The organism is Candidatus Uabimicrobium amorphum, from assembly GCF_009002475.1.
GTDB classification, from domain to species: domain Bacteria; phylum Planctomycetota; class Uabimicrobiia; order Uabimicrobiales; family Uabimicrobiaceae; genus Uabimicrobium; species Uabimicrobium amorphum.
The window spans coordinates 9,001,916-9,016,601 of the sequence record NZ_AP019860.1 but is presented as its reverse complement, the minus strand read 5'-3'; the positions used below and the strand labels follow the sequence as shown (position 1 = coordinate 9,016,601).

Sequence of the window (14,686 nt, the reverse complement as noted above, 5' to 3'; positions counted from 1 at the left end):
GTGAAAATATTGCTCACATTTTTTAGTTTTTGCTGTATCGTTTTGTACCTTGCCACGTCAGATGCGTTTGAAACAGGAAAATATGAATTGCCTTCGGTGGCGAATGCCCTATCTTTAGGGAAAACAGAAGGCTTTTCGCGTGCCGATAAACCATACGCGTTTTCGTTTCCTCGAGATGAGGGACCTCATCCTGACTTCCAAACGGAGTGGTGGTACTATACCGGAAACCTTACCACAAAAGATGGACGACGTTTTGGATACCAATTTACTATTTTTCGCCGTGCGATTTCCCCAAAGTTAGAGAAGCGCAATTCTCCGTGGTATACCAACCAAATATACTTTGCACACTTTGCGGTGAGTAACATCCAGGAGCAATCTTTTTTGCATAGCGAACGCTTTAGTCGTGGGGCAATGGGACTTGCCGGGGCAGAATTGGACCCTCTGCGCATTTGGATTGAAAATTGGTCGATTACACACCACGCTGACGGAAGTGTACATCTTGACGCTGTGGCAAAGGATTTCGCCATTGATTTAGTACTTCATTCGCAAAAACCGAGAGTCTTAAATGGAGACCGCGGCCTAAGCCAGAAAAGTAGCGCTAAGGGAAATGCTTCTTACTATTACTCGCGAACACGGCTCATCACCTCAGGTACCATTTCTGTCGCGAAAGAAAAGTACGCTGTGAATGGTTTGAGTTGGCTAGACCGCGAATGGAGCACCAGCGTATTGGGAAAAGATCAGCAAGGTTGGGACTGGTTTTCCATACAGCTCGAAGATGGCCGTGAAATTATGTTGTACGAATTGCGTAAGAAAGATGGAGGGGTTGATACAAACTCTTCGGGAACTTTTATACTACGTGATGGCAAATATAAACATCTAGCCAAAGAGGACTACAAAATTGAAGTTCTTGATCACTGGACAAGTGACAGCAGCGGTGTTCGCTATCCCGCGCATTGGAAAATCACGATAGAAAAAGAAAACATTGTTTTCTATGTAAAGCCACATCAACCCAATCAAGAGCTATCGGTGAATTTTGTTTATTGGGAAGGTGCAGTGCGCGTTTATGGGGAAGGAATCCGTGGTAACGGTTACGTAGAACTAACAGGATATAAATGATTTGTACGAATAAATAATATACGATACTTTCTTTGTTCAATAGCGCCTATCTTAGGCGCTATTTTTATTGGCCATACCTCACTCAATACATCCCACAGTCTATCTACATGCGTTTTGGAGCTTTTCAACAACTTCCCATGTGATGGTCACGCCAAGTCTGCAATGATGTCATTCCACTTCAAGTTTAAATTTTTGCTTTTATCGATTTTAGAGGATAAATAGCAAAAGCATAAAAAAATGGGGTATCTAGGATAGCTATGCACACCTTTATGGTGTAATCACCTATAATGAGTTTGGCGATATTGATTGCCGGCATAGTAAACGCAAAGGCAAGCGTGAAGAAAATCGCGGTGTCTAAAAGCTGCGAAACCATCGTGCTGCAATTATTACGCAACCACCATAAGGCCTTATATTTCTCTTTTAGACGATGAAATATATGAATATCGATATTTTGTGAAATAATAAACGTTAAAATAGAGGCGCACGCTATGCGCAGATCTGCGGCAAAGGCCGATGGGATAATGGCAAGTACCACTCCGTATTTGACGACTTTTTGTACATCGTGTTTTCCATATTTTTCTGACAAAATATCTGTAAGAAGAAAAGTGAATGGATAGATGACCGCACCATAGGTAAGCCAGTCATTTATGGGAATTTGTACCGTATAGTTGGCAATGGTAATGAGAGCGGCAAAGATAATGGCGAATAGCCATACTGATTTGTTGTTCATCTCGTGGTAAGTCCTTAAATCATGCAAATAGCGCCTAATTAGGCGCTATTTTTTGTATCTCTAGTTGTAAGGGAAGAAGCCATCTTCGATTACAGGTCCAAATCTTGGTTCTGGAGCTGGAACTATCGGAGGAGCCGGAGTTGTGATTGGTGGCGCCGGAGTTGTGATCGGTGGTGTTGTAGGCGTTGGAGCTGGAGCCACTGGTGTCGGTGTCGGAACAGTTGGTGTTGGCGCTGGCGTAGGCTCTAAAAGAGGGCCTTGTGGGGTTGTCTCTTCTGGTTGTGGTGGAGTCGTTGCCGCGTCAATTTGCTGTTGTATGGATGACAATTCCGATTCCAATTGTGAAATTTGGCTTTCCAAACTGTCGCGTTGTGCTCTTAATCTTTTGAGAACAGACCAGTAGTTTGGATGCGCTTTGTCAGAAAATTGTCCAAGGTCGCTTAGTGCACTTTGGATGAGACTTTCTGTTTCGGCAATCTGGCTGTTAACTTCTGCTAACTCGCTCAAAGAAGCGCTAAGTTGCGCTGAGGTTTCTAAAAAGGATTCTTGTAAGGAACCTAAACTTTGAGCAATACAACAAGACATAACAAAAAGAAATGTTATAATATATTTCATGTTGATCCCTCGATTAAGTTTTGTTTTTTATTTATAAATTTCGCTACAATGTAACATATTTTAATTATACTTAATCGTTTATGTTTTGTTAAACAAGAAAAAACAAAAGTTACAAAAGCGCTGATAATGGTTTGCGCTACAGTATACAAATTTAGTAGGGGAAGTTATGTTTCGTAAAATTTTTATGGTGGTAATTTGTTGTTTGCCTGTGTTGATGGCGGAGTCGAAAAAAAAATATGATCTTACGTGGCGTTTTCGCAAGGGACTTGTAAATATCATGCCTGAAAAGAGCGTTATTGATCGCCAAGTGTTTCTAGTGGAAGGCGAAAAAGAAAAACTCATCGATTCGGAAAAAATGACGTTTCAAGGCACAGCGCATTGGAAGGTCGAAAACGTAATTAACAAGAAGCAAGCGGCGATTTTAAATATTATCCAAGGTGATCGACTCGAAGTGATAAAAAATGGCAAAAAGTTTCGTTACAATCCGAATAAAGACTGGAGCGAGCAGGACGAAGCTCTGTTGCCGTACAAACAACGTGTGGGTTTTGGCATTGCTTTTCTTTTGGATATTGATACGCAAAAAGTACTTGTTACCTGGGATGTGAAGAAACAAGACGATGGTTCGTATAAAAGAATTATGTATCGTGGTAAACAAGATCCCTATGATCTAGGTACGGCATACAAACAACTTGTGAATAAAAAAGTTCCGATGGGACACACTTGGACCTTGCAACGCAAAACAACACAGGGATTTATTTACAACTACCGTTATACTTTTGCCGACATCGTGCGCCACAAAGGAAAGTCTGTGGCAAAGATCGAAGTGAGCGGTGACATTTTATGGAATAACTTAAAGATAGGGTCTATTTCCGGTGAAATGCTACATGACTATAGAACGCGGTTGATGAGAGAGTACAAAGTGACCGAATCTGTAGAACAAGTTACAGAGCAAGGTGGAAAAAAATATATACGCCGTGTGGTTGTTGACATGCGTTGGTATTTAAAGAAAACTAATGCCACACAACAATGAGACGATTTTGTAAATCCAACTACAAATACCAAGAATTTTTTTGCGAAGAAAACATTTGGTGGCTAGGTAAATCTTTACATGAAGAAGGTTTTGCGTTAGAGAGACAGCACGTTTTGATCTTTTCTAACGCTAAACAAACCACACCTCTTTTTTGCCAAGGTGAGAATTTACTCGTTTGGGACTACCATGTCGTTTTATATTACGAAGACTTAGGCATTTTTGACTTTAATACGCTTTTGCCATTTCCATGTGAAGCAGAGCGTTACTTTGCATGTACTTTTCCACAACTATTACCTGAAGACTATCGAGTATACGTACGTAAAGTTGCTATGGAAGAGTACCACGAGCATTTTTGTAGTGATCGTTCACATATGCTGGATAAAGATGGCACTCCTGTGCAACCTTTTCCTTCATGGGCTGCAATTTGTCACAAAAGAGAAAACGTGGTTCTTCTCAAGGATTATATCGACTTTTCGCAGAATTGTTCTAGCATAATTGCCACAAATGAGTTTGTGACACGTTTCGTTGTAGACTAACAATGTGAGTTTAGTGCTTTTTGCAACACAATATTACAGTCGCAAACAGCTTTTGCCGTAAGCTTTTCACCGTTATAGGTCACGAAACCCATTTTCTTATAGAAATTTTCTGCGCGGTGGTTGTTCTCTTTCACTCCGGCAAACATAAATAGAGCGTTGCGTTTTTTTGCCCAATGAAAAATTTCTTCGAGAATTAGGCGTGCGGTATTGGTACCGCGATATTCGGGAGATACCCACATCGCCACCAAATGTGAATGATGTTCATTGTCTTCATCGGGCAAACCAACACCCATGGCGATAGGCTTTTGATTGTCGAAGGCAATCGCACAAAACGACTTTTCTCCTTGCGCACCTTCCGATGTGCGTTGTTGCCAATGCGCGTCTGACATTTTCTGGGCAGTGGCGAAAGATGTAGCAAACGCTTGTGGGGCGTCCTGTAAAGCGGCTAAACGTATTTTTTTCATTAGTGCCCATTCGTTTGGTTGTATTTGTCTTGCGGTAATTGACATGATCCCCTCTTGCTTCCCATAATAAATTGTGCTACAAATATAAAACATTTTAGGCGTTGGCAAACGCCTCACTACTATTATAAGTTGAAAGGAAAACAATGTTGAATAAAAAATTAGCGATTGCATTGCTGTGCTTTGTTACATGCGCTGTTTATGCAGATTGGCCGCGTTATTTAGGTAACGATTATGGACAAGCGCAAACAAAAATTGCGCGCCAGTGGCCAAGCGATGGGCCTAAAGTTTTGTGGCAAAAAAAATTAGGCGTTGGTTATGGTGGAGCATGTATTCACAATGGAGAGGTTTTTCTTCTAGACCGTGTGGATAACAAAGAAGATGTGTTACGCTGCTATAGCCTTGAGAACGGTAAAGAATTGTGGTCGGTTTCTTTCGCCGCGAAAGGGCGCTTATCCTATGACGGGTCACGCTCAACACCTGCTGTTAGTGACACCCATGTTTACGCTTTTGGTCCTTTTGGTGATGTATACTGTGTTGATCGTAAGACTCACAAGGTTGCGTGGACAAAAAACTTAGGTAAAGAATACGGGTTTGCGATGCGTTCTATACCTCACCGTTGGGGATTTGCACAATCTCCATTGCTACACGATGGCAAAATCATTTTAACACCGGCCATTTCGCGACGCGTTGGTCTAGTGGCTTTCGACGCGAAGACAGGTAAAGAGGCATGGAACAATAAAGAGTTTCGCGGACAAACATATGTTTCGCCGATGATTTATAATATTGCCGGCGTTGAGCAGGTTGTGGTGATGGTTTCGCGTGCGATTGCCGGGGTTGATCCTACAAATGGTAAAACGCTTTGGACTTACAAAGGTTATAAAAATCCTATTCCCATTCCCACAATGACTCCTCTGGGAAATGATCGTTTTTTTATTACTGGTGGATACCGCAGTGGTTCCGTTGTTGTGGACTTTACTCAAAAAAACGGTCGTTTTCAAGTAAAAGAGGTAGCAAAACTCGACAAGGGGGCGCAAATTCATCCGGGAGTTTTGGTTAATCGCTATATCTATGTTAACCTCAATGAAAATGCAAATCTAAATAGTTCTCCGCCAAACTTGGCATGTGTAAGTACCCAAGGAAAAATACTGTGGGAAAGCAAAAAAGGTCCTGCCATTGGACGCGGAGGTATCATTGCGATCAATGGTTTGCTACTGATTCTTGCGGGACAAAGTGGCGAACTGCATTTAGTCGAACCTAGCCCTACAGGAGTGAGAACTCTGGCAAAAGCTCAAGTTTTTCAACAAAGCGGTGGAAATTATATTTGGGCTCCCATGGCATTTTCGAATGGAAAACTGGTTATTCGCGACCAAACCAATTTGAAGTGTTTGGATCTTCGCTAAAGCATAGTCAATGTCGCTAACATTGACAGATTTTTTCAGGAGTCCTTCCTTGGGCTCCTGAGGATTATACCGTTCCCATCTAATGATCTATTCATTTTCATCAAATAAGAACTTTACATGACAAATACCTGCCTCAACACTTATCTTTAATTTATGCGACGATGACTTTATGATATTCAATACTTTGTTGTTTTCCGCTAGTATATCCATTGCCACCCCCCTAACTCCACGTTCACGAGCAATTTGAATAAGGTTATTTATTAACAGCCTGCCAATGCCCTGGTTTTGCCAGTCGTCGCGTACGACAACCGCTATTTCGATCATATTGGAACGTTTTTCTAGGTAGTAGCGCGCAACGCCTAGAATATGTTGATGTTCTTTATCAATCGCACATAAAGCCATTGTCGTGTCGTAGTCAATGTGTACGAGATGATGGAGAATTTTACGCGGTAAATATTTGATGGTGGTAAACGCACGAAAATAGATCGTTTTGTCGGAAAGAGAGTAGAACATTTGTTTGATCAAATCTTCATCACTACTCTTTAGTGGACGAATAAAAATAGGTCGATTAGTTTTGGTACGTACGTTTTTTTCTGTGTGCTGAGGATAAGTATTTTTTTCGCTAGTAATGGTTATTTGGTCTTCGGGAAGGTAATGATTTGTTTTTGCCTGTTGTAGTAACTGGGCTCTAAATTTGGGGTGAGCTATATTTATTAGTGATAGCGCACGTTGACGAATACTTTTGCCATGCAAATAGGCAATGCCGTATTCTGTGACCACATAGTGTACATCGCCGCGGGTTGTGACAACACCAGCACCGCTAGACAATTCTGTGACAATACGCGAAACTTCACCGTTTTTTGCCGTCGATGGCAGAGCAATGATTGGTTTTCCCGAAATGGAACGCGCGGCACCGCGTATAAAGTCTAATTGACCACCAATGCCGCTATAAAAAGCGTGACCAATAGAGTCGGCACAGACTTGTCCGGTTAGGTCTACTTGCAAAGCGGAGTTGATGGCAACCATATTATCATTTTTCGCAATGATAAAAGGATCGTTGGTGTACTGCGATGGATGAAATTCAACATTTGGATTGTTGTCGACAAAATCGTATAGTTTTTTACTACCCATGACGAAACTGGTAATGATTTTATTGCGGTGTAGTGTTTTGCAATTGTTAGTGATCACTCCTTTTTCGATGAGAGGCAAAATGCCATCAGAGAACATTTCTGTATGTATACCCAAGTCTTTTTTGTCGTGTAGGTGTGCTAAGACTGCATCGGGAATGGAGCCGATCCCTATTTGTAGGGTTGCGCCGTCGTCAATCAGCATGGCGATGTAGCCGCCTATTTTTTTAATGACATCGTCTTTTACAGGGGTTTTGTATTCCAAAATAGCGCTGTCATGAAGAACTACCTGATCGATGTTGTCTATGTGTATAAACGAATCTCCCTGTGTTCGCGGCATTTGTGTGTTGATTTCCGCAATGACGTAGTCCGCAGACTCCACGGCAGACTTTACAATATCCACTGATACTCCGTAACTGCAAAATCCTTCTTCGTTTGGTGGGGACAGTTGTACTAAAGCCACGTCAATGGGAAGTATTTTATTGGTAAATAGCTGTGGAATTTCCGAAAGAAAAATAGGAGTGTAATCGGCTTCGCAATTTTGTACTTCTTCGCGAATGTTTGCCCCCACAAAGAAAGTGGCGTGGTGTAAGTTTTGTACGGAGCGATTTTCCACTGTGGGGTCCACTCCGAGAGTAAGTATATGAACAAGCTCGGTATCGTATAACTCATCAGATCTTTGTGCGAGAGCTTGCATGAGTTGTTGTGGGACCGCAGCACCTGAACCAATGAAAACTTTTTGTCCTGACTTTATTTTTGTCACCGCTTCTTTTGCTGTGACGGTTTTTTGTGATAATTTGTCATTGTCATACATAAGTTTACTCTTCACTTGCGTTTTAGAAAGATGGAATTATGTTTCGTTAATAACTTATATTTTATCCCAAGTCAAAAACTTTTTGTTGATCTTAACTTCGGCATGTTATGAATTCGCCATGCGGAAGATGGATAGATTTACAACGGAACGTCTCCTTTCCTGTACATCTTCTACAATTTGCTCTTCTCCAGTGTTAAGGCATATTTTTTGCTTTTAGACATTACGTACTATTAACTATTAACGTCTGTTTGTCATGGAGATTAAAATGAGATACATCATATGTTTCGTAATACTATGTTCCCTAGGAATACAGGCTCAAAGTTCGTGGAAGAAAGTTTCTGGTTCGGTACATCTTGTTTTACAGGGAAATGACGGAGCTGTTTACAGTGTGAAGCACGATCAAAATATTTATCAATATCAAGGTAAACAGTGGCAAAAGATTGGTAATCGCGCAAGAAATTTTGTGGTGGCGCGTGGCGATTTGTATGCGTTGTCAAGCGATGCGCAAAGTGTTCTCCTCTATAACAAAACATTGAGTGCATGGCAGCGTGTGGGAGGAGCCGCTACGGAGATATACGGTGGTGGTGCAGGTTTGTTCGCGAAAAATGCGATGTCAGAAATCTATGCGTATAATTGCCACTTGTCACAACGTGGCTGGAGTAAAATTTCAGGTCCAGCGCAAATGGTCGCCGGTGCATCGGTGAACGGACAATACTATTTGTATAAAATTCATAGTAATGGCGCGACCGTTTCCCAATACGATTTTGCTAGAAAAGTTTGGAAACGCGTTGGGGGAGCAGCCGGAGCAATTTATGCCGGAGGTGACCAGCTATACGCTACAAATCCGCAAAATGGTGATTTATGGCAATACAAAAGAGGTCGCTGGCGTAAAATCAGTCATCGTGCACGGATGTTTGCTGTGGCAAATCGTACTGGAAAACTATACCGTTCACTAGAGGAGGGCGTTTACCAGTACAACGATGCGCAAAATAGGTGGTTTAAGATCGGTGGTCCTGCGCAAAAAATCTTTGTATCTGCTGTGGGCGACGTGTACGCAACCAATCCACAAACAAACGAACTATGGACACTGACTTCGGAAAGCGAAAGAGAACCGCGACAAAAGGGAATGCTTAGTAACATTAGTATTGCGAGTATGATTGCCGCACACCCTTGTCCTGAAATGCTGTGGGTGACATTGCGCTTACTACAACGTTACCAACAAAATTTTCCTGGCGGTGCCTCGCAAATAGAAAGTTATTTCCGCAATTCGATTGCTACGGCAAAAGAGCGAGAAAATTTGCAAAACATTACCCGTGGTTTGGCGAAACATGCGGCAGCAATACAAGCGCGCGTTCGTACAGCAAGTTTGCGCAGCATGTCTGTTCAAGATAGAATTTCGCCACAAGTGATGAAGATGGTTGTTAGTGCGATGAAAAAGCCAGTTAAAGTGCAAAAAACGTACAATATAACCGAATTACCCCTTGGAAAATTGTTGTACAACGCACGACATTTTGGGCAAAAGTATAACATTCGTCTTGTGGGGATTAAATCGCATCGCGATGCTGACGACGAAGGTTGGGAAATAGGGCCTGATCACGAAGAACCTGTTGTTATTTGGACAATGTTTGGGCAAAATTATTTTCGCGCAGGAACAACAGATGCGGCAAGTATTGCTTTAAATGAGGAACATCAGTTCAAAAAAGACATCAATGTTTTTGGAGGACCGCAATACGAACCGTTGACTCCCGCACAGATCTCTTTGTTCACCTATCAGGTGGTAGAACTTGATAGCGATGGTCCGTCCGTCGATGATATGAAAAATACATTAAAAACCGCAGGGAAAGCTGTCTTAGCAGGTTTTAAAGGCGATTGGGGGGCTGCCATTTCCAACGGTCTCGATGCCATTGGTGATACCATCAAAATTTGTTTGGCGATTGCTGCAGGTGGGCACGATGTCTCGCCACTAATGTTGGCGGTTTTTACGCCCGATAATTTGTTAAAAATGACTTCGGGAAGCCAAGAGTATCCCGTGGATAAAGCTTATCTAAAAAGCGTTGGTGACTACAAATTGTTAAGTATTCGCCGTGCAATAGTATATGGTACCTCCAATAACCCGCAGTGGTCCGTATACTACGTAATTACACGTACCAATACCCGCAAATAACTGCGGAACTGTAAAAGACGCTAGCTGATTTGTATATTGTACGAGTCAGCTGGCGTTTTTTTATCGGATGTGTTACGATGCTGTTCTATGATTCTGTAGTTTTGCATACGAGGAGAAAGAAATGCCATTAGAGCACACAAGTTATGAAAAGATTTCCGAAAATGAAAACAAATGGGTGGTCACCGAAGAAGATTATCGCAAATTCAACAAGCATAATTGGGTAGTGACCGAAAAAATTCACGGGGCCAATTTTTGTATTTTAAGTGACGGAGAGCGGGTCATCTGCGCGAAGAGAAAAGAAATTTTAAATGCCGGAGAGAGTTTTTTTGGGCATGCAAATGTGGTCCATCGAATATCGACACAAATACGCAAGCTGTATACAATTCTTCACCAAGATAATCCACAATTAACAAGTATTTCTGTATATGGTGAGCTTTTTGGCGGAGATTACCCACACGCGGAAGTAGAAAAAAAAGCGGGAATTTCCGCTGTTCAAACCGGAGTTTATTATTCTCCTGATATTGAATTCAGCATATTTGACATTGCGATCACCAGCGGCGCAACGCGTGAATATTTAACTTGGGACGTATTTTGCAAAGTACTCGACGAAGTTCAGTTACTGAGATGCCAATCCCTGTTTACTGGGAAATATCAAAAAGCAATGGCGTTTAATGAACGATTTCAAAGTACGATTCCCTCACTCCTTGGCTTGCCTAAAATAGAAGACAACTTAGCCGAAGGCGTTGTCATTAAGCCTGTAGTTCCTGTGTATGTTTCCAGCAAAAAAGGTGCGGTGCGTGCGATACTCAAAAAGAAAATAAGCGAATTTACTGAAAGCAAAAAGTTTCACGAAGCGCAAAAGTGGAGCGAGTCGTCTATTTGGGAAAGTTGGAAATACACCATAGATGCGATGTTAACGAAAAATCGCGTCGACAGTGCGATTTCCAAAATAGGCAATGTATCGGTCTCTGATGCCGCCCAAGTTCAAAAAGTCTGTGACTTGGTTGTCGAAGACCTGGCAGAAGAGTTAAACTTAGATGTATCACAACATGACTTGATGACAAATGTGAGAGCAACGGTGCAAAACTTTGTTGTACAGTGTTTGTAATGACACTGGTTTGCTGGCTTTTGGTGTGTGGCGTCTGGTGCCTTTAATTGAAGTTTTCCTATGGGTGTCATTCCTGCGGAAGCAGGAATCCACAATGTAAATTTGACTTGTCAACGCCTGGGACCCTGACTTACTCAGGGATGACACCTAGTGTCAATATGCGATTGGTTTGCTGGTTTTTGGTGTGTGGTTATGTTTGTTTATTGATTACGTTAAACAAGTGATGGATGAGTGCAATTGGAATGTCGTACACTCATTGTGAGTATGATTTGCGAAGTGTTGAATCGAAACGCTGGCAAATTCGGCTGTGGAATCCTCTGTATTTTGTATCTCTAAATTTGCAAAGTTGCAATAGATGAAAAAGCTGTTGGTGATTTTGCTAAAGATCGTTTTGTCGCGAAAAGTGCAGTTGTAGAAGCTACAATTTTGTACTTGTTGCGGTGTGTCTAAATAAAATGCGCAGTTTTCGTAATCATTACCTGAGATAATTTTATGTTGTGTTTGCTGTTGCTCTTTTATGGGGCTTCTAAACTGAGGTGTTTGCTGTATATGCTTTTGCGTTAGTTGGTCTATGCATGTGTAGAGGCAGGGAAAGACACCAATATTTTGTGGTGCCGAAGCTAAAAAGGCGGGATAGTTTTGTGGATTTAGGGCTTGTTGTAGTGTATCCACGTTTTCTTTCGCGGGGCTGTCGCGAAAATTCCACTGGAAAACCTGAGGAATATCGTTGTTGTTTAGCATTTGTAGTGTATCGGTTTGTTCTTGCTGTTGTTGTGCGAGTTTATTTTTATCGCTGTCGATGATCCATATCAAAGCATCTGCGCCGTGTAGAGCGGTGCTTCGCGAAGAGTTATGCGCTGTGGCCGGAACATAGTGTATGGTAAATATGTATTTATAATTGTGGTGTTTTATTTTGTTATTTGCTTTGCGTGATTGTAGTTTGCAGTGAAAAATTCTTTTCCTTCCCGTATCTATAATACCACCCTTCTGCACAACTTTATGATGTGGAGTGTGTGCTGGTAAGTGGCTGATATTCGTTGTTTTCCCGGATAAGGGAATTCCCACCAACTTGATTTGTAAATGAATTTCTTTTTTGGCAAAGTTAACTTGCATCTCTTATTCTTCTCCGAAATAGTAAATCTCGCAATTTTGCAACTTTTCTTCGGCCACTTTTCGTTGTTGTGGATTTCCGGAAAGGTATATCCATTGTAAGTTATGGAGGTTTTCAATTTGTGGTGGTAGCGTTTGTATATTGTTTTGGCGAATGTCTAAAGCCACTAGTGAGCTGAGCTTCCCTATTTCATCAGGAATTTTTTGTAAGTGATTGTTTTGCAAATGCAAAACTTCCAGTGTGCGCAAGTTTTGTATTTTGGCTGATAGATGTTGTATTTGGTTATTGCTCAAATTTAAAAATGTCAATTGTGGCAGTGAGTAAACTACTTGAGGGATTTGTTTAAAGTGATTATTGTTGAGCACCAGCAGCTCAAGTTGTTGTAGTTGCGAAAAACTTGGTGGTAGTTCGCTGAGAGAATTGTGCTGTAAGTTGAGGGATTGCAAATTTTCTAAGTTACCAATGTTTTCTGGCAGTCGCGAAATTTCATTTTGTGCCAGACTCAGTGTGTCGAGATTGCAGTGTAGTAATGAGTGAGGTAGTGTGGCAAGATGGTTATCCTCAATACTGAGCTCACGTAGATTTGGTAGGTTGTAGAGGTGAACCGCGGATTCATTTAGAGCGTTATTACTCAAGTCAAGCAAATACAGTTGTGTTAAATCGCGAATTTTTACATCGTTCAGTTTGTTGTAAGAGAGTATTAATGTTTGCAGTTGTGAAAGAGAGTTCATTTCTTCGGGTAGGTTACTGAGGCTGTTTCTGTATAAGTCGAGGTGCTTGAGATGTTTTAAATTTCCGATTGTAGTGGGGATTTCAGAAATGGAGTTGTGTTGTAGATTCAGTTCGCGGAGATTTGCAATATTGGTCACCGACTGCGGAAGTGAACGCAAATAATTGGCCGATAAATCTATGGCACGTAGGGTTTTTATTTTCGCGATTTCTTGGGGAATATCACTAATGTAGTTACCTCGAAGATTTAGTTCAATAATGGGGAGTTCATATACATACTGTGGAATATGCTCTAGGTTTTTTTGTGATAGATCTAAAATAAAACCTTGTAAAAAACTACAGTTGGTAAATGTGCAATTCTCCACAGTGGTAAAATGAATCTTTTCGCGGAAACTGCAATTGTCAAAATGGGTATTTTTGATGTTGTACCACACGTTGTTGTTGGTGTAAAACGTACAGCCATAGTAATGATTATTGCTGTGAATTTCTTGTAGAGATTTACTTTTTATTTTTAACATAGAGGTCCTAACAATTATAAAATACAATATTATCATATATATTTTTTTAAGGAAAAACAATGGACAAAGTGATGTTCAACTCAGAACTACCAGGAATTCATAGTGGCAAGGCGGCATTTGCCGATACAGCATTGGCCAAATCATATGCACATTTTCATCGTTTGGCCAACGACAATAGCACTATGTACTTTGCCAGTGCTGATGACTATGAAGAGGGAAGGATTCGCGGACATTGGTTGCCGTGGCATGATGCGTGGATTCCTGTGAGTGAAGAAGTTCCAGTAACATTTGTGTTTAACAAACTCGATTGTTGTGACGAAGTTCACGCGCAAGTACTTAATGATTTGCGTAAGCGCAAGATACCGATTTACGGTGATTGTGCACTCGGAGAGTTTGTCGCGGACAAATGGCAATGCTATGAGGAATTTCGCGATTATTTTGCGCTTACATGGCGCATTGACAAAGACAAAGACGCTGCACAACAAATTCGCGACTTCTTTGTGCGTATGGATTCTTTTTATCGAGAACACAATAATGCGGTCATTCTCAAGCCAATAAGCGGCTGGCAAGCACGCGGAATACATCTTGTGACGCGCGAGGACGATGAGCAACTACAACTACGTTATTTATTTGGGCAACCAGTGGATGATGAGCGTTTGGTAAAGCACATTTTACAACTATTCACCCATGTACCTTATATAATTCAAGCGTATGTCGATACCAAAGGTGGAATTCCTGAAATTGGTTTGGGAGAAGTTGCTTTTCACGATGTGCGTTTTGTTTTTTACATCAAGGAATCTGGAGTTGCGCAGTTTGTGCAACTGTATTTAAAAACGCCGCAGGGTATGGTGTACCATCCCATTGAAAATTTTCCACAGGAGGCTTTTTCTGTCGTGGAGCCCGTGGCGACGAAAATCGCGGAGAAGTTTGCTTTTGGCGTTTTTTCTGTGGATGTCATGCGCGATCGTGGAGGGGCTTGGTATTTAACAGAACTAAACGATCAAATAGGTTTCAATATCAATTGGCAGCAAACGAGTGATATTGAAAATGTAACGCATTTAATGATTACTTTTCTGCAGGATATGGAACGTTTGCAACGTAAGTTGTTGTAACTTGCGTGGTGATTTTTTTGGTGTTTAATGATTTTCAGTATGTTACAATCTTTTGTGTACTACGTTGTTGTGATTATGCTTAATTATCTGTCGTTTTCGCAGGTATTTTGAA

General features: G+C 41.3%; 13 protein-coding genes. 7 read left to right on the top strand and 6 right to left on the bottom strand.

From position 1 onward, the window contains the following. On the top strand, nt 1-1,116 hold the full coding sequence (locus tag UABAM_RS31735; RefSeq protein ID WP_151972105.1) for a lipocalin-like domain-containing protein: 1,116 nt from the start codon (nt 1-3) through the stop codon (nt 1,114-1,116). A 184-nt stretch (nt 1,117-1,300) separates the two neighbouring features. Here UABAM_RS31735 and UABAM_RS31730 read toward each other — a convergent pair whose 3' ends face one another. Together UABAM_RS31730 and UABAM_RS31725 are read right to left on the bottom strand one after the other, a co-directional pair. Further along, nucleotides 1,301-1,846, bottom strand: a complete 546-nt coding sequence (locus tag UABAM_RS31730) for a queuosine precursor transporter (protein WP_151972103.1) — start codon at nt 1,844-1,846, stop codon at nt 1,301-1,303. A gap of 60 nt (nt 1,847-1,906) precedes the next feature. Further along, entirely contained in the window at nt 1,907-2,461 is a 555-nt protein-coding gene (locus tag UABAM_RS31725) for a coiled-coil domain-containing protein (RefSeq protein WP_151972101.1), read from the bottom strand. Between the two features lie 166 nt (nt 2,462-2,627). Between UABAM_RS31725 and UABAM_RS31720 the strand changes: the two genes are divergently transcribed. Together UABAM_RS31720 and UABAM_RS31715 are read left to right on the top strand one after the other, a co-directional pair. Continuing rightward, the gene (locus tag UABAM_RS31720) at nt 2,628-3,491 is read left to right on the top strand and encodes a hypothetical protein (RefSeq protein WP_151972099.1); all 864 of its coding nucleotides are present in this window, start codon (nt 2,628-2,630) and stop codon (nt 3,489-3,491) included. Next, nucleotides 3,488-4,027 (top strand): protein N-terminal glutamine amidohydrolase, encoded by a 540-nt coding sequence (locus tag UABAM_RS31715; RefSeq protein ID WP_151972097.1) that lies wholly within the window; start codon nt 3,488-3,490, stop codon nt 4,025-4,027. Before UABAM_RS31720 ends, UABAM_RS31715 begins: the two co-directional genes overlap by 4 nt. On the opposite strand, the gene UABAM_RS31710 is transcribed toward UABAM_RS31715, so the two are convergent. Further along, nucleotides 4,024-4,536, bottom strand: coding sequence for a GNAT family N-acetyltransferase (locus tag UABAM_RS31710; RefSeq protein ID WP_173013690.1), 513 nt, complete (start codon nt 4,534-4,536; stop codon nt 4,024-4,026). The two genes, UABAM_RS31715 and UABAM_RS31710, sit on opposite strands and share 4 nt — an antisense overlap. A 98-nt stretch (nt 4,537-4,634) precedes the next feature. Here UABAM_RS31710 and UABAM_RS31705 point away from each other — a divergent pair, with 98 nt between their 5' ends. Beyond that, the gene (locus UABAM_RS31705) at nt 4,635-5,891 is read left to right on the top strand and encodes an outer membrane protein assembly factor BamB family protein (protein ID WP_151972093.1); all 1,257 of its coding nucleotides are present in this window, start codon (nt 4,635-4,637) and stop codon (nt 5,889-5,891) included. Nucleotides 5,892-5,978: 87 nt separating this feature from the next. Here the strand turns inward: UABAM_RS31705 and UABAM_RS31700 are convergent, their stop codons facing one another. Further along, a complete protein-coding gene (locus UABAM_RS31700) occupies nt 5,979-7,832 on the bottom strand; it encodes a bifunctional acetyl-CoA hydrolase/transferase family protein/GNAT family N-acetyltransferase (protein WP_151972091.1) in 1,854 nt (617 codons plus the stop codon). A 265-nt stretch (nt 7,833-8,097) separates the two neighbouring features. On the opposite strand from UABAM_RS31700, the gene UABAM_RS31695 reads away from it, so the two are divergent. Both UABAM_RS31695 and UABAM_RS31690 read left to right on the top strand, forming a co-directional pair. Beyond that, nucleotides 8,098-9,996, top strand: coding sequence for a tectonin domain-containing protein (locus tag UABAM_RS31695; protein ID WP_151972089.1), 1,899 nt, complete (start codon nt 8,098-8,100; stop codon nt 9,994-9,996). A 121-nt stretch (nt 9,997-10,117) separates the two neighbouring features. Continuing rightward, nucleotides 10,118-11,104: an RNA ligase family protein gene (locus UABAM_RS31690; RefSeq protein ID WP_151972087.1), complete on the top strand. Its 987-nt coding sequence runs from the start codon at nt 10,118-10,120 to the stop codon at nt 11,102-11,104. A gap of 207 nt (nt 11,105-11,311) precedes the next feature. Here UABAM_RS31690 and UABAM_RS31685 read toward each other — a convergent pair whose 3' ends face one another. Both UABAM_RS31685 and UABAM_RS31680 read right to left on the bottom strand, forming a co-directional pair. After that, on the bottom strand, nt 11,312-12,217 hold the full coding sequence (locus UABAM_RS31685; protein ID WP_151972085.1) for a GTPase domain-containing protein: 906 nt from the start codon (nt 12,215-12,217) through the stop codon (nt 11,312-11,314). 3 nt (nt 12,218-12,220) lie between these two features. Further along, a complete protein-coding gene (locus UABAM_RS31680; protein WP_173013689.1) occupies nt 12,221-13,462 on the bottom strand; it encodes a leucine-rich repeat domain-containing protein in 1,242 nt (413 codons plus the stop codon). A gap of 59 nt (nt 13,463-13,521) precedes the next feature. On the opposite strand from UABAM_RS31680, the gene UABAM_RS31675 reads away from it, so the two are divergent. After that, nucleotides 13,522-14,574, top strand: a complete 1,053-nt coding sequence (locus UABAM_RS31675) for an ATP-grasp domain-containing protein (protein ID WP_151972081.1) — start codon at nt 13,522-13,524, stop codon at nt 14,572-14,574. Nucleotides 14,575-14,686 lie beyond the last annotated feature (112 nt).

Excerpts from the sequence above, each read along its gene's own strand:
- UABAM_RS31700 (WP_151972091.1), bottom strand. The coding sequence starts at position 7,832 with ATGTATGACAATGACAAATTATCACAAAAAACCGTCACAGCAAAAGAA.
- UABAM_RS31730 (WP_151972103.1), bottom strand. The coding sequence starts at position 1,846 with ATGAACAACAAATCAGTATGGCTATTCGCCATTATCTTTGCCGCTCTC.
- UABAM_RS31680 (WP_173013689.1), bottom strand. The coding sequence starts at position 13,462 with ATGTTAAAAATAAAAAGTAAATCTCTACAAGAAATTCACAGCAATAAT.
- UABAM_RS31690 (WP_151972087.1), top strand. The coding sequence starts at position 10,118 with ATGCCATTAGAGCACACAAGTTATGAAAAGATTTCCGAAAATGAAAAC.
- UABAM_RS31695 (WP_151972089.1), top strand. The coding sequence starts at position 8,098 with ATGAGATACATCATATGTTTCGTAATACTATGTTCCCTAGGAATACAG.
- UABAM_RS31725 (WP_151972101.1), bottom strand. The coding sequence starts at position 2,461 with ATGAAATATATTATAACATTTCTTTTTGTTATGTCTTGTTGTATTGCT.
- UABAM_RS31675 (WP_151972081.1), top strand. The coding sequence starts at position 13,522 with ATGGACAAAGTGATGTTCAACTCAGAACTACCAGGAATTCATAGTGGC.
- UABAM_RS31720 (WP_151972099.1), top strand. The coding sequence starts at position 2,628 with ATGTTTCGTAAAATTTTTATGGTGGTAATTTGTTGTTTGCCTGTGTTG.
- UABAM_RS31685 (WP_151972085.1), bottom strand. The coding sequence starts at position 12,217 with ATGCAAGTTAACTTTGCCAAAAAAGAAATTCATTTACAAATCAAGTTG.
- UABAM_RS31710 (WP_173013690.1), bottom strand. The coding sequence starts at position 4,536 with ATGTCAATTACCGCAAGACAAATACAACCAAACGAATGGGCACTAATG.
- UABAM_RS31715 (WP_151972097.1), top strand. The coding sequence starts at position 3,488 with ATGAGACGATTTTGTAAATCCAACTACAAATACCAAGAATTTTTTTGC.
- UABAM_RS31705 (WP_151972093.1), top strand. The coding sequence starts at position 4,635 with ATGTTGAATAAAAAATTAGCGATTGCATTGCTGTGCTTTGTTACATGC.